General features: G+C 42.7%; 14 protein-coding genes. 8 read left to right on the top strand and 6 right to left on the bottom strand.

Annotation, left to right across the window (positions count from 1 at the left end; all coding sequences use genetic code 11):
- Nucleotides 1-17: 17 nt before the first annotated feature.
- From MTBBW1_RS18360 to rplU, 5 genes are all read right to left on the bottom strand, one after another.
- Nucleotides 18-1,313: a glutamate-5-semialdehyde dehydrogenase gene (locus MTBBW1_RS18360; protein WP_080805741.1), complete on the bottom strand. Its 1,296-nt coding sequence runs from the start codon at nucleotides 1,311-1,313 to the stop codon at nucleotides 18-20.
- Nucleotides 1,274-2,464 carry a glutamate 5-kinase gene (proB, locus tag MTBBW1_RS18355; protein WP_080805740.1) on the bottom strand — a complete coding sequence of 397 codons (1,191 nt, stop codon included), beginning with the start codon at nucleotides 2,462-2,464 and terminating at the stop codon, nucleotides 1,274-1,276. The genes MTBBW1_RS18360 and proB overlap by 40 nt, the downstream gene beginning before the upstream one ends.
- A 30-nt stretch (nucleotides 2,465-2,494) precedes the next feature.
- Nucleotides 2,495-3,589: a GTPase ObgE gene (gene obgE, locus MTBBW1_RS18350; RefSeq protein WP_080805738.1), complete on the bottom strand. Its 1,095-nt coding sequence runs from the start codon at nucleotides 3,587-3,589 to the stop codon at nucleotides 2,495-2,497.
- The gene (gene rpmA, locus MTBBW1_RS18345; protein WP_080805736.1) at nucleotides 3,586-3,840 is read right to left on the bottom strand and encodes a 50S ribosomal protein L27; all 255 of its coding nucleotides are present in this window, start codon (nucleotides 3,838-3,840) and stop codon (nucleotides 3,586-3,588) included. Before rpmA ends, obgE begins: the two co-directional genes overlap by 4 nt.
- Before the next feature lie 360 nt (nucleotides 3,841-4,200).
- Nucleotides 4,201-4,512: a 50S ribosomal protein L21 gene (gene rplU / locus MTBBW1_RS18340; RefSeq protein WP_080805734.1), complete on the bottom strand. Its 312-nt coding sequence runs from the start codon at nucleotides 4,510-4,512 to the stop codon at nucleotides 4,201-4,203.
- Nucleotides 4,513-4,943: 431 nt separating this feature from the next.
- On the opposite strand from rplU, the gene MTBBW1_RS18330 reads away from it, so the two are divergent.
- The 3 genes from MTBBW1_RS18330 to hisI all read left to right on the top strand — a co-directional run bounded on the left by MTBBW1_RS18330 (nucleotide 4,944) and on the right by hisI (nucleotide 8,300).
- Complete coding sequence (locus MTBBW1_RS18330; protein ID WP_080805892.1) at nucleotides 4,944-5,438, top strand: NADH-quinone oxidoreductase subunit NuoE family protein; 495 nt, start codon at nucleotides 4,944-4,946, stop codon at nucleotides 5,436-5,438.
- 111 nt (nucleotides 5,439-5,549) lie between these two features.
- Nucleotides 5,550-7,337 (top strand): NADH-quinone oxidoreductase subunit NuoF, encoded by a 1,788-nt coding sequence (gene nuoF, locus MTBBW1_RS18325; RefSeq protein ID WP_080805730.1) that lies wholly within the window; start codon nucleotides 5,550-5,552, stop codon nucleotides 7,335-7,337.
- Nucleotides 7,338-7,904: 567 nt separating this feature from the next.
- Nucleotides 7,905-8,300: a phosphoribosyl-AMP cyclohydrolase gene (gene hisI, locus MTBBW1_RS18320; RefSeq protein WP_080805728.1), complete on the top strand. Its 396-nt coding sequence runs from the start codon at nucleotides 7,905-7,907 to the stop codon at nucleotides 8,298-8,300.
- An 18-nt stretch (nucleotides 8,301-8,318) separates the two neighbouring features.
- Here hisI and MTBBW1_RS18315 read toward each other — a convergent pair whose 3' ends face one another.
- Nucleotides 8,319-8,609 carry a hypothetical protein gene (locus tag MTBBW1_RS18315; RefSeq protein WP_080805725.1) on the bottom strand — a complete coding sequence of 97 codons (291 nt, stop codon included), beginning with the start codon at nucleotides 8,607-8,609 and terminating at the stop codon, nucleotides 8,319-8,321.
- A gap of 124 nt (nucleotides 8,610-8,733) precedes the next feature.
- Here MTBBW1_RS18315 and hisG point away from each other — a divergent pair, with 124 nt between their 5' ends.
- The 5 genes from hisG (at nucleotide 8,734) to MTBBW1_RS18290 (ending at nucleotide 13,274) form a co-directional block, all read left to right on the top strand.
- Complete coding sequence (hisG, locus tag MTBBW1_RS18310) at nucleotides 8,734-9,609, top strand: ATP phosphoribosyltransferase (protein ID WP_080805723.1); 876 nt, start codon at nucleotides 8,734-8,736, stop codon at nucleotides 9,607-9,609.
- A 145-nt stretch (nucleotides 9,610-9,754) separates the two neighbouring features.
- Nucleotides 9,755-10,927, top strand: a complete 1,173-nt coding sequence (locus tag MTBBW1_RS18305) for a pyridoxal phosphate-dependent aminotransferase (protein ID WP_080805722.1) — start codon at nucleotides 9,755-9,757, stop codon at nucleotides 10,925-10,927.
- An 18-nt stretch (nucleotides 10,928-10,945) separates the two neighbouring features.
- A complete protein-coding gene (gene yihA / locus MTBBW1_RS18300; protein ID WP_080805720.1) occupies nucleotides 10,946-11,533 on the top strand; it encodes a ribosome biogenesis GTP-binding protein YihA/YsxC in 588 nt (195 codons plus the stop codon).
- Between the two features lie 451 nt (nucleotides 11,534-11,984).
- Nucleotides 11,985-12,944, top strand: a complete 960-nt coding sequence (gene era / locus MTBBW1_RS18295; protein ID WP_342743930.1) for a GTPase Era — start codon at nucleotides 11,985-11,987, stop codon at nucleotides 12,942-12,944.
- Nucleotides 12,945-12,962: 18 nt separating this feature from the next.
- On the top strand, nucleotides 12,963-13,274 hold the full coding sequence (locus MTBBW1_RS18290; RefSeq protein ID WP_080805717.1) for an HNH endonuclease: 312 nt from the start codon (nucleotides 12,963-12,965) through the stop codon (nucleotides 13,272-13,274).
- The last annotated feature ends 3 nt before the right edge of the window (nucleotides 13,275-13,277 follow it).

Below are 13,277 nucleotides of genomic sequence, written 5' to 3'. Positions count from 1 at the left end.
TGACAATGCTTCCAATGTTATTGCCGGATATGTCCGTTACCCCGAACAACAAATTTGGTGGTTGTAAGCTCCTCAAGTCCCATTGGGCCAAAGGCATGAAGTTTTGATGTACTGATGCCGATTTCAGCACCAAGACCAAGCTCTCCGCCATCATTGAAGCGGGTTGAGGCATTTACAGCAACCATTGATGATGAAACGTTTTTTATAAAATATTCGGCATTTTCTGGATTTCCTGTGACAATAATATCAGTGTGATCTGAACCATATGTTGAAATATGGGTGATGGCATCCTCCATATTTTTGACAATCTTCACAGCAAGAACAAGGTCAAGATACTCTGCGTCCCAGTCACTCTCTTCTGCCTTTTTGATATCAGCAAGAATTGCCAAAGTGGCACTGCAACCCCGAAGTTCCACACCTGCCTGGGAAAATTTTTCAGCCATTGCAGGAAGAAATGAAGATGCAATCTCTTCATGCACCAGAAGTGTTTCAAGGGCGTTGCAAACCCCTGGCCTTTGAACCTTTGCATTAATGCAGATATTCATGGCCATATCAATGTCTGCATCTTTGTCAATATAGGCATGGCAAACACCTTTGTAGTGTTTCAGGACAGGAATTGTTGAGTTTTGGACAACAAATCTAATAAGCGCCTCTCCTCCCCTTGGAATAACAAGATCAATGAACTCCTCCTGCTGAAGAAGGATATTGATTGCATCCCTCTCTTTTACCGGAAGAACCTGAACACAATCTCTGTCCAGTCCTGCTTTGGCAAGTGCATCCTGAATGATCTGGGCAAGTATCATGTTTGAATGAAACGCCTCTGAACCTCCCCTCAATATTGAGCAGTTTCCGGCTTTAAGGCAGAGAGCAGCAGCATCCACTGTTACATTGGGGCGGGATTCATAGATCATGGCAATTACACCAAGGGGTATCCTCATTTTTGATACTGCAAGACCATTGGGACGTTGCCATTTTTTTACTGTTTCACCAACAGGATCAGGAAGAGCAAGGACATCCCTTAGACCCTGTACCATTGAAAGAATTGTTCCCGAAGATATTGTGAGCCTGTCAATCATCGCAGATGAAAGACCTGATGCACGAGCTGCCTCAAGGTCTTTTTCATTCTCTTTTTTTATCTCAGTCTCCCTTTCCATGAGAGTTTCTGCAATGGTGTTGAGAGCACTGTTTTTCTGTTCTGTGGAGGCTGTTGCAATTTTTCTTGATGCAGCTTTTGAAAGCTTTGCAGTTTTTGTAATAAGAGAGGATAATATATCTAAAGATTCCTGCTTTGTGGATGATAATGGTGTGGACATTGTTCGCTATCCTTGTCGCATAAACAGGTTACAGCCAGGTTATCTCTGTGTATAACGTCATCAAAGGGTTTTGATCCAAGTACCTGGCGAATTTTATCACTTTTGAGGCCCATGATCTTCCTGATTTCAGAGGATGGGTAGTTGACAAGTCCCCTGCCAAGATGGTTTCCCTCAATAGATTGAATATCAACCGGTGCTCCCATGGAAAAGTCTCCTATGACATCTGTGACTCCTATGGGAAGAATGCTTTTACCCCTGTGGATAACAGCATCCTGGGCGCCATGATCAAGAACAATGGCACCTTCGGGTTTGAGATTAAAGGCAATCCAGCATTTGCGGCTGTTCATTCTCTTGTTTACGGGTATAAAAAAGGTTCCTTTATCTTTTCCCTGCACAAGGTCAGTTATGATGCCGTCATTGAGACCCCCTGCAATGATCATTGGAATACCGGCACGGGTCAGTTTTTTGGCAGCAGTCACTTTGCTTAACATTCCACCGGTACCAAGATTGCCGGGGATACCACCTGCGGCCTCTTCCATCTCTTCTGTAATTGTTGAAACGCTTGAGAGGAGACGAGCATCTTCATGTACCCTTGGGTCTTTATCGTAAAGTCCGTCAATATCTGTGAGATTAATCAGGATATCTGCATCCATCAGAAGGGTTATCATGGCTGCAAGGTTGTCGTTGTCTCCTAATTTGATCTCTTCAAAGACAACCGTATCGTTCTCGTTTATTATGGGAATAATCTTCCAGTCCAGAAGCTGGTTAAGGGTATTTCTAGCATTGAGGTAGCGACGCCTGTGGCTGAGATCCTCTCTGGTCAGAAGAAGCTGGGCAACCCTGGCATCATACCTGCTGAAGGCATGTTCCCATTCGAGAATAAGCCCTGCCTGTCCCACTGCCGAAGCAGCCTGTCGTGCTGGAATACCGTCGGGACGTCTTTCAAGCCCTATCTTTTTAACACCTGTTGCAATGGCTCCGGATGAGATTATTACAACCTCAACGCTGTCCTGTCTCAAGTGATTAATCTGGTCACTGATACTTGTTATCACACCTGTATTAAGTCCGTGATTAAGCGTCAGAACACCGCTGCCGATTTTCACCACAATTCGTTTTGCGTGTTTAAATAGGTCTTTTCTGTTCTCATTCATAGCAATGGCATTTCAATTTCAGGTTCTGTTTCAGGAGTCGGTCTTTGGAGAAATATCCGGCTGAGAGGCAATTCTGCGGGCAAGTTCTGCAACAAGTTTACGGGTTCCTTTTCCAGTAGCAGCAGAGATGGCAAGAATATCAGAATTTGTGGTTTCTGAGTCTTTTGTCTCTGTAGAGTCTAATTGGGAAGATTTAGGGCTGTCGCAGTATTTTGCTGTAGTATAGGCATGGATAAAAGCCTTAACCTTTGATTCAGTATCGGAAATGTCTGTTTTGTTGAGCACCACTATCTGTTTTTTTTTAGCAAGAAGGGGGCTGTAAAGAGATAATTCCCTGTTGATAAGGTTGAAATCATCAAGGGGGGATTCAGGGTTGACTTTGGAAACATCAATAAGATGGAGTAATATGCCGGTACGTTCCACATGCTTTAGAAAACGCACTCCCAATCCTGTTCCTTCATGTGCGCCTTCAATAAGCCCCGGAATATCAGCCACGGCAAATGGTTCTCCAAAATCGGGTTGAACCATTCCAATTGATGGGGTCAGAGTTGTAAAAGGATAATCGGCAATCTTGGGTCGTGCAGAAGATATAACGCTGATAAGGGTTGATTTGCCGGCATTGGGAAGCCCTACAATGCCCACATCAGCTATGAGCTTCAGCTCAAGTTTAAGATTTAGTTCCACTCCAGGCATGCCTGGCTGGGCATATCGGGGGGCACGGTTGGTTGATGTTGTAAACCGTTTGTTGCCCCTGCCACCAATGCCGCCTTTTGCTACTATGAACTCCTGTCCGGGTTGCGTCAGGTCTGCAATGACATCACCTGTATCCGCATCTGTAATAAGGGTTCCGGCCGGGAGTTCAACAATACGGTCTTCTCCGTTGCGTCCGTGGCGGTTGCTTCCTTCACCAGGCGCACCGTTGGCTGCCCTGATAAATTTCTGGCGGCGGACATCAAACAATGTCCGTTTTGAAGAGACGGTTTTAAAAATGACACTTCCGCCATCTCCACCGTCTCCACCGTTTGGACCGCCCTTTTCAATGAATCGTTCCCGGCGGAAACTTACACAACCGGGACCACCTTTACCGGAAAGGACTGTAATAATGGCTTCATCTATGAATTTCACGCGTCATAAACACAGACTCTCTTTTTGTCGCGGCCCTTTCTCTCATAGGAGACAACACCGTCGATCAGTGAAAAGAGAGTATAATCTTTCCCCATGCCAACATTCTGGCCGGGATGAATTTTGGTGCCAAGCTGTCTTACCAGAATATTTCCGGCACGAACACTTTCTCCGCCATATTTTTTGATGCCACGGCGCTGGGCATTGGAATCCCTGCCGTTTCTTGTACTACCGCCTGCTTTTTTATGTGACATTTTATTAATCTCCTTAAATACCTTGAAACAGAATAATTATTCTGTCTAAGTTCAGATTGAGGGGAAATCAATTCTTTAAAATGAAAAATACCCCTCATGATTTTCATGATCGGGGTGGCCGTTGATTTAAGGCCATAAGCGTTTAGGAAAGAGCACTTAATAACATTCCCAATTTTAAAATCTACAGATTCCCCCTATTGATTTAGTCGATTTTTGAAAAATCACCACAATATGATGTGTTATAAATTGATTTTATATCCTTCATATTGTAGTAAGATCAAATATGTAAACACTTAATCAACAAAGTCATTGATATGGGTCTTTATTTTGGAAATGTAAAAGTTATTTAAGCCCAATTCCTTAGATTGCTATTGAGTTAATTTTAACAGCAGTATAATGTTGTCTGTGGCCTTTCATTTTTCTGTAGCCTTTGCGTCTTTTGTATTTGAATACAAGAATCTTTTTGGCTTTGGCCTGCTCAACAATCTCTCCTGTGACAACGGCACTTTCAATGACAGGGGCGCCAAGGGTGAGGTTTTCTCCATCAGAATAGAGAAGTACATCATTAAACTCAATCTGTGATCCGGTATCTCCTTCCAGTTTTTCAAATCTGAGGACATCCCCTTCCTGGACCTTGTATTGTTTTCCACCGGTTTTAATTACTGCATACATTCTGATCATCTCCTTACAGGTATATTTCAAACGAACTTATGTCGAATTTAAAAATCCAGAAATACTATGATGATTATGCCCGTTTGTCAAGGTAAAACTGGTGTTTAAAATTTCTGTAAGTTTTACATGGATGTCTGGCAATTGCTTTTGTTGATAGAAAAGGCATATTTCATAGAGTCGCCAAAGTACTTTACACTTTTTTGTGAGATATTCCCGCCATTCAGGCTTTTTTCTCCGGAAAGTGTAAAACGGAAAATGAAGCATGCCATAGAAAAACAGAAAAAGCGCTTATTTCAAAAAGTTTTCATGGTAAATGGTTGCAAAAAAATTATAATCACGTAAATTAGTTGAGTTTGAGAGATTAGGGTGGGGAAAAGTTGATACAGGGAGAAAACTGCCTGGATAAAAAACAAAACAGTCTGGAGATGAGTATGAAAAATATTGTTCGTCCCGAACATCCTGATATTACACTGGAAATGTGGGACACTATAGATGATGTTATTTTAAAGTGGAAAGATACACCTGGCTCTGTGATTACTGTGCTCAGAGAGTGTCAGGATGTTGTTCGTTACCTTCCGTCAGAGCTTCTGGCATATATAAGTCAAGGTATGGGGCTTCCTGTCAGTCAGGTATTTGGGGTTGCAACATTTTATTCTTTTTTTTCGCTGACTCCCAAGGGCAGACATAATATAAAGGTATGCACTGGTACTGCATGTTATGTTAAAGGGATTAAAGAGACTATTAATCGTATTTACGGTAAGTATGGTCTGAAGGAGGGATGCACAACAGATGACAGGCGTTTTTCCCTGGAGGGAGTGCGTTGTCTTGGTGCCTGTGGACTTGCTCCTGTAATGGTTGTGGGTAAGGATATCTATGGCGCTGTTTCTGCTGATAAAGTTGTTCAGATTCTTGAAAAATATGAATAATAACAAGCGGTTCGATGGTTTGGCAGAACCTGATATTTGTTGACATTTGAAATTTGATTTCTCAAAAGAGCAAATTTAATTTCAGTATGAAAATACGAAAGAGAGAATATAATGAATAAAACCAGAGTTCAACTGATGCTGTGCGGTGGTACAGGATGTGATGCCACCGGCAGTGAAAAAGTGAGAGTTGCCCTCCAGAGCGAGATTGAAAAGCAGGGACTGTCCGATGAAGTTGAGATCATTATAACAGGGTGTAACGGTTTTTGTGCTGTCGGGCCTGTAATGGTAGTTCAGCCCGAAGGTATTTTTTATCAGAGGATTCAGCCTGAAGATGCCGCAGAGATTGTAGAATCCCATTTTTTGAAGGGAACACCTGTAAAAAAGCTTCTTTACAAAAATCCGGCAACAAAAAAATATATTCCAAAGATGGAGGATATTCCTTTTTTTTCAAGCCAGGTATTCAGGGCCATGCACAACAAGGGGCTTATTGATCCTGAAAAAATTGATGAATATATTGCAAGGGATGGCTATTTTGGGGCAGCCAAGGCCCTTACCGAGATGACCCCTGATGACATTGTTCAGGAGATGCTTGACTCAGGTCTTAGGGGTAGGGGAGGGGCAGGTTTTCCCGCAGGGCTGAAATGGCGTTTCGCACAGCAGGCACAGGGCGATGTTAAATATGTGCTTTGCAATGCAGACGAAGGGGATCCCGGGGCATTTATGGACAGAAGTATTCTGGAATCTGATCCCCACTCAGTGCTTGAGGGTATGATAATAGCCGCAAAGGCCATAAACTCCCACAAGGGATATATCTATTGCAGAAGTGAATATCCCCTTGCAGTAAAGCGCCTTGGTATTGCAATAGAACAAGCCCGTGAATATGGACTTTTGGGCAGCGATATCCTTGGTTCCGGATTTGATTTTGATGTTGAGATCTATCAGGGTGCAGGGGCATTTGTCTGTGGTGAGGAGACGGCGCTTATGCGCTCCATCGAGGGAAAGAGGGGGATGCCTGTCCCGCGCCCGCCTTTTCCTGCCCATAAGGGGCTTTGGGCAAAACCCACCATATTAAATAATGTTGAAACCCTTTCAAATGTTGCCCAGATAATGCTCAATGGTGGTAAATGGTATGCAGGGGTTGGAACAGAAAGCAGCAAGGGCACAAAGGTTTTTGCGCTTTCAGGAGATGTTTGTAATATCGGTCTTGTTGAAGTGCCCATGGGAACCACATTGAGAACTCTTGTCTATGATATAGGAGGAGGTGTTCCTGATAAGCGTAAATTTAAAGCTGTTCAGCTTGGAGGCCCTTCAGGCGGATGTGTGCCGGAGCAGTATCTTGATACCCCGATTGATTACGAAGAGATCACAAAAGTAGGTGCCATCATGGGTTCTGGAGGTGCCATTGTCATGGATAACACCACCTGTATGGTGGATATGGCACGCTATTTTATGGATTTTATCCAGGATGAATCCTGTGGAAAATGTACTCCTTGTCGGGAAGGAACCAAAAGGATTCTTACAATTCTTGAGGATATGTGCAAAGGTAAGGGGAAGCCCGGAGATATTGAGCAGCTTGAAGAGCTTTCAGAGGTTGTAAAACACGCTTCTCTTTGCGGTCTGGGGCAGACAGCGCCCAATCCTGTACTTTCAACCCTGCGCTATTTCAGGGATGAATATGAGGCACACATATATGATAAAACCTGTCCTGCAAAAACATGTCCTGATCTTGTGAAATTTGAGGTTGATCCGGAACTTTGCAAACGTTGCGGACTCTGCTTTAAAGGATGTCCGGCAGATGCCATAACCTGGAAGAAAAAAGAGGTTGCAGTTATTGACAAAGATAAGTGTATTAAGTGTATGTCTTGTTATGATCGCTGTAAATTTGATGCTATCTTGTAGCAGTTATTAAACACAATGGGCAAACAATGTGTGAATTTTGCTTCCTCCCCATAATGACTATCTGTCCTTTTTTCACGTTTGTGTTTGACTAACCGGCCGTTAAATATTATAAATACAGGTTTTGGGCATATAGACTCAAGAGTTCTTAACTCTTGAGTCTATCAATATGTATTAGTGCTTTAATCCTTAATTTTTGTTTCAAAAAAACAAGAAAATTGGGAGATGCTTATGGGTTGCGGGTTTCCCGTGATAGGTATTTTTGAAAAGGCTCAAGAGGTTTTATAAGAAAGTCCCCGTGGTTAAAGGTTTTTTAGGGCTTTCATGCTTCGTTGTGACAGATGGCTCTGCCATGGCCGTTATATGAAAGTCCCCGCCGTTTTTGGTTGCGCGGGGCTTTCATGCTTCGTTGAGGCAGACGGTTCTGCCATGGCCGTTATATGTGTCGATTTTGAGTGGCTAACCCCAAGGTATAATGACTATTGTTTTTTATTTTCTTGAAAACAACAAGCCTGTTTTGTCGGTAAGATCGTTTGTGACATACGGGTATCGGAGGATGAATATATAAAAATGCCGGAATTTGATTGTGAAAAGCCGGAGCTTGCCTTTAAAAAAACTGGGGGGCTGCTCCCTGCAATTGCTCAGGATTATCTTACAGGAGAAGTCCTGATGCTTGCCTACATGAATGAAGCCTCCTGGGAGGAGACAATCAAGTCAGGTATGGCAACATATTACAGCCGTTCTAGACAGAAACTCTGGAAAAAAGGGGAGACATCTGGACACATGCAGGTTGTAAAGGAGATCCGGATTGATTGTGACAATGATACTGTTCTGTTGAAAGTTGACCAGATTGGTGGAGCCGCCTGTCATGAGGGCTATAAAAGCTGTTTTTTCAGAAAAGTACATGACGGAGAGTCTTTAGTTATTGTCGAAAAAAAGGTTTTTGATCCTGAGAAAGTCTATTAATGGTATTGGCTGATATAACTACTCAAAATCTACATCTTGTTGGCTTTCTCGGCATTTATTGAATTTGTCTGAATCAGGACAACCAGGATTTGCAGGATGCTCAGGATTTACAGGATGCTCAGGATTTGCAGGATGCTCAGGATTTTTATCCTGTAAATCATTATCATACTGGGCATCCTGATTCAGACAGAAGTGACAAGGCTCAAAAGAGCATAGGTGTCGGCTTTGAATAACTATAGTATTCCAGATAAACCGGTTGGCATTTCTAATATATGAAAAAGCAAAATCACTTTCTGGAAATCTATACATGTCTGCTCACAGCCATAATCTAAAGAATGACAACGAACTCAAGGGTCGTAAGTTTTCAAATCTGCCATCATAAGAACTTGTGACTGACGAGGGGACGAAATTTGGAGTTAAGGAATTTAAACAGATGAAAAAATTACTGAAACTGGGTATTCCCAAGGGGAGCCTGCAGGATGCAACGGTTGCACTTTTCAGGCGGTCCGGCTGGAAAATAAATGTAAATGGACGCAGTTATTTTCCTGATATAAATGATGATGCAATTGAGTGTGCACTGTGCCGTGCCCAGGAGATGTCCATTAATGTTGAAAGTGGTATAATTGATGCCGGTCTGACCGGAAAGGACTGGATTGCCGAGCATGGCTCTGATGTACATGTTGTATCTGATCTTGTCTATTCCAAGATGAGTGCAAGACCTGCACGCTGGGTGGTGGCTGTTGCAGGTGATTCTCCAATGAATAAGCTTGAAGATCTCCAGGGAAAAACCATATCAACGGAGCTTGTAAAATTTACCAATCGCTACTTTGAAGAGCGTAATATTGATGTAAACATAAAATTCTCATGGGGAGCCACAGAAGCCAAAATTGTCTCAGGGCTTGCAGATGCAATTGTGGAGATCACGGAAACAGAGAGCACTATTCGAGCACATAATCTGAAGGTTATCCATGAAATCATGCAGACCAATACCCAGCTTATAGCAAACAGGGCAGCCTGGCAGGATCCTGCCAAGCGCCAGAAGATTGAACAGATTGCCCTGCTGCTCCAGAGTGCACTTGTGGCAGATCGGCTTGTTGGGCTTAAAATGAATGTGCCTGAATCAAAAATGGAAAAAATTGTATCTCTTCTTCCAAGCCTTAACGGCCCGACTGTTGCACATCTTTATAAGTCCGACTGGTTTTCTGTGGAAAGCATTGTGGATTCAAGTGTGGTCAGGGATCTTATTCCGGTTTTACTGAAAGAAGGGGCTGAGGGAATAATAGAGTATCCTCTTAACAAGGTTATATAACTGTCATTGCAGACTCAACTGTAACTGTAAAGGGTTGAGTACGATAAAACATTCTTATTTTAAAAGCTGCATGTTTCCTGATTCAACGGTCATTTGTTTCTGGAAATGGGGAGTTTATCAACATCATTCAACAGGGGGATTTTTTATGGCATCGTTTAAAGCTGCTGAGAGAACAAATGAAATCACGCCATTTCTTGTAATGGAGATCATGGAAAAAATCCATGAAATGGAAGCCCGTGGAATTGATGTGGTACACTTGGAGATAGGAGAGCCTGATTTTGATACACCTGAGTGTGTCCGCTCTGAAGTGACAAAGGCATTTGAATGCGGCGAAACAAGCTACACCCACAGTCTTGGCGATCCTCGTCTTAGAAATGCCATCTCAGAGTATTACCAGAAGACATACAATGTTGACGTGGCACCAGGCAGAATTGTTGTTACATCAGGCACATCTCCGGCAATGCTGCTTCTTTTTTCGGCTCTGCTTGATCCTGGGGATGAAGTGATTATTCCTGATCCTCATTACATATGCTACCCGAACTTCATAAGGTTTACCCAGGGCGTTCCTGTGATGGTTCCTGTATATGAAAAGGATGCCTTTCAATATACACCACAGGCCATCTCTGAAAAGATAACAAGTCGTACCAAGGCTATTCTTGTTAACTCTCCATCAAATCCCACAGGAAATGTAATGCCCTGGAAGACAATGGAGGAGATTGTCGCGCTTGCCGATCAACACGGTATTGCCGTGATATCAGACGAGATTTACCATGGTCTGGTTTACGGTGATGATGCCCGATCTATGCTTGAAGTTACTGATAGTGCTTTTGTTTTTAATGGTTTTTCAAAACTTTTTGCCATGACCGGTCTGCGTCTTGGATATCTCATTGCTCCGGAGGCATTTATACGGCCAGTCCAGATTTTGCAGCAGAACTTTTTCATATGTGCCAATTCGGTTATTCAGCTTGCCGGAACAGTTGCTCTAAAAGAGTCTGAAAAAGAGATAGTTGAAATGAGGCGTATTTATGACCAGCGCCGTCAATATATAATTAAAAGACTCAAGGCCATGGGATTTGGTATTACCGTGGAACCCACCGGAGCTTTTTACGTATTTGCAAATGCAAAAAAATTCTCTTTGGATTCGTATGGGTTTGCAATGGAGCTTCTTGAAAATGCCCATGTTGGCATAACTCCTGGAATTGCATTTGGTAAAAACGGTGAGGGCTACCTCAGATTCTCCTATGCAAACTCCATGGAGAATATTGAAAAGGCAATGGATCGCCTTGAGAACTACCTTAACAATCGGCAGGGAGGCTGATTTTTTGCGGGGGGGCATATGATAATCAAGCAGGCAGAATTTATTAAAAGTGCTGTTAATCCATCACATTTTCCGGAACCGGAATTTCCTGAAGTTGCATTTGCAGGGCGTTCCAATGTGGGAAAATCATCGCTTATCAATACTCTGGTCAACAGAAAGAGCCTTGTTAAAACAAGTTCAAGGCCAGGTTGTACCCAGTTGATAAATTTTTTTAATATTAACAGTAACTTTTTTTTCGTAGATCTGCCTGGATATGGATATGCAAAGGTCTCCAAAAAAATAAGAGCGCAATGGGGCCCTATGGTTGAAAGATATCTCAGTGTCAGGCCAAATCTTATGGGGGTTCTGCTTTTGATTGATATACGCCGTGAACCCCGAAAAGAAGAGTTTGAGCTGATGCAATGGCTTGCTAATCGCTCCATTCCAGCTTTGATTGTGCTTACCAAGGCGGATAAGCTATCCCGCAATAAACAGCAGAAACAACTTGCTGCCACAGCAAGTATGCTGGGGTGCAGAACAGAGGATATAATTCTTTTTTCTGCCACATCAAAGCAGGGCAGGGAGAGTGTGCTTGAAGAGCTTGGAACCCTTTTTTCTCAAAATTGATTTTTTATCGTGGAAATAGGGCATGTTTCATTTATCAGTTTACACTTTTTTGTTGGAAACTACCGAAAAATGAGAATGGTATTACGGAAAGTGTAAAGCTTGCTTATGCTACTCTCACACAAAAAACAATGATGAGGTGTCATGATGAGTGAAGTTGAAGAGTTAGAATCAAGGGTACGTTCTCTGCCAGCCGAAGATTTTGCAACATTTAGAGAGTGGTTTGTCGAATACGAAAATAGTATTTGGGATCAACAAATTGCCAATGATTACCGCTCCCCAAGGAGTTCAATGGATCTGGATTGGAAGTCACGCAGACTATGACAGTTATCTAAAATAGCTGAAATTTAATAACGTACATGGCGGATGCCCGCCACAATCGAAGAGATGAAAGTCGTTTTAAAAACAGCTATTAATTGAGACTTTCATATAAACAGAAGAGACAGGAGATTTTGTGTCAAAGACAACTTCAGAGCCACCCTCTGTAAATAAAGATGCCCATAGTGGAAAAAGAGTCGGTGCAGTTTTGCCAGCTATTTTTAGATCTGGCTTTATAGCCATTGCAGGGGCACCAAATGCCGGTAAATCAACACTCCTGAACCGTGTCACAGGAGAAAAGATATCCATAACCTCAAGAAAGCCCCAGACCACAAGGGACAGGATACTTGGAGTTGTTGAAAGACCATCTTCCCAGATAATCTTTATTGATACACCAGGTATCCATAAAGCAGGCTCTCTTTTGAATCGGAAAATTGTGGATCAGGCAATTGCAGCCATTCAGGATGTGGATGCCATTCTGCTTATGATTGATGCATCTGTGAGGGATATGACATCGGAACAGATAATCATCAAACAGCTTGAAAAGGCTCGAAAGCCTGTTATTCTTGCTATTAATAAGACAGACCTCGTATCTGCGGACAGGCTGTTACCTATGATTAAAAACTGTTCAGAACTCCATCCCTTCATGGCTGTGGTTCCCATAAGCGCTGCCAGGGGAGTTCAGATAGATGAGCTTCTTAATGAGGTGCAACTTGCTCTTCCTGAAGGTCCTAGGCTGTTTCCAGAAAATACTTTAACAGATCTCTCCGAGAAATTTATTGCCGGAGAGATGATTCGTGAAAAAATTTTTCGCATGACCGGTATGGAGATTCCCTATTCAAGTGCGGTGACTGTGGATTCTTTCAAGGTGGAATCAAAATTGATCGTTATTCATGCAAGCATTCACCTTGACAGGGATTCCCAGAAAGGAATCGTGATTGGCAAGGGTGGACAGATGCTGAAAAGGATCGGAGAGCAGGCAAGAAAGGACATAGAGCGCATGACAGGTTCTAAAGTACTTTTAAAGCTATTTGTAAAGGTTACAAAAAACTGGAGCCGAAATGAGCTAACTATGAGGGAGTTTGGGTATAAGTAGCCCGATGATTTAAATAAAATGGATTACTATTACTTTGACCTTGATGAGGGGCTTCAGAAAAGGGAAAAACAGAAGGCAAGGGAGCTGAGAAACAGTCAGTGGTGGAAAAGAAAACGATCCCAGGGTGTGTGTCATTATTGCAAAAGTGTTCATACGCCTTCAGAGCTGACAATGGACCACATTGTTCCCATTGCAAGGGGGGGGAAATCAGTTAAAAATAATGTGGTTCCATGCTGTAAGAGTTGCAACTCAAAAAAAAAACAGATGCTTCCCCTGGAGTGGGGTGAATATATGGAAAAACTTCTGCTGAAAGAGGAATTACAGGGATAATTA

This window comes from Desulfamplus magnetovallimortis, assembly GCF_900170035.1.
GTDB lineage: Bacteria > Desulfobacterota > Desulfobacteria > Desulfobacterales > Desulfobacteraceae > Desulfamplus > Desulfamplus magnetovallimortis.
Note: the sequence above shows the minus strand (reverse complement) of the source record. Positions and strands in the feature narration are given on the sequence as shown.

What these genes read in the sequence shown, in the direction of transcription:
- rplU (WP_080805734.1), bottom strand. Translation starts at nt 4,512, where the DNA reads ATGTATGCAGTAATTAAAACCGGTGGAAAACAATACAAGGTCCAGGAA.
- MTBBW1_RS18330 (WP_080805892.1), top strand. Translation starts at nt 4,944, where the DNA reads ATGAAAAATATTGTTCGTCCCGAACATCCTGATATTACACTGGAAATG.
- MTBBW1_RS18290 (WP_080805717.1), top strand. Translation starts at nt 12,963, where the DNA reads ATGGATTACTATTACTTTGACCTTGATGAGGGGCTTCAGAAAAGGGAA.
- MTBBW1_RS18315 (WP_080805725.1), bottom strand. Translation starts at nt 8,609, where the DNA reads ATGTATAGATTTCCAGAAAGTGATTTTGCTTTTTCATATATTAGAAAT.
- hisI (WP_080805728.1), top strand. Translation starts at nt 7,905, where the DNA reads ATGCCGGAATTTGATTGTGAAAAGCCGGAGCTTGCCTTTAAAAAAACT.
- MTBBW1_RS18360 (WP_080805741.1), bottom strand. Translation starts at nt 1,313, where the DNA reads ATGTCCACACCATTATCATCCACAAAGCAGGAATCTTTAGATATATTA.
- rpmA (WP_080805736.1), bottom strand. Translation starts at nt 3,840, where the DNA reads ATGTCACATAAAAAAGCAGGCGGTAGTACAAGAAACGGCAGGGATTCC.
- MTBBW1_RS18305 (WP_080805722.1), top strand. Translation starts at nt 9,755, where the DNA reads ATGGCATCGTTTAAAGCTGCTGAGAGAACAAATGAAATCACGCCATTT.
- yihA (WP_080805720.1), top strand. Translation starts at nt 10,946, where the DNA reads ATGATAATCAAGCAGGCAGAATTTATTAAAAGTGCTGTTAATCCATCA.
- proB (WP_080805740.1), bottom strand. Translation starts at nt 2,464, where the DNA reads ATGAATGAGAACAGAAAAGACCTATTTAAACACGCAAAACGAATTGTG.
- nuoF (WP_080805730.1), top strand. Translation starts at nt 5,550, where the DNA reads ATGAATAAAACCAGAGTTCAACTGATGCTGTGCGGTGGTACAGGATGT.
- hisG (WP_080805723.1), top strand. Translation starts at nt 8,734, where the DNA reads ATGAAAAAATTACTGAAACTGGGTATTCCCAAGGGGAGCCTGCAGGAT.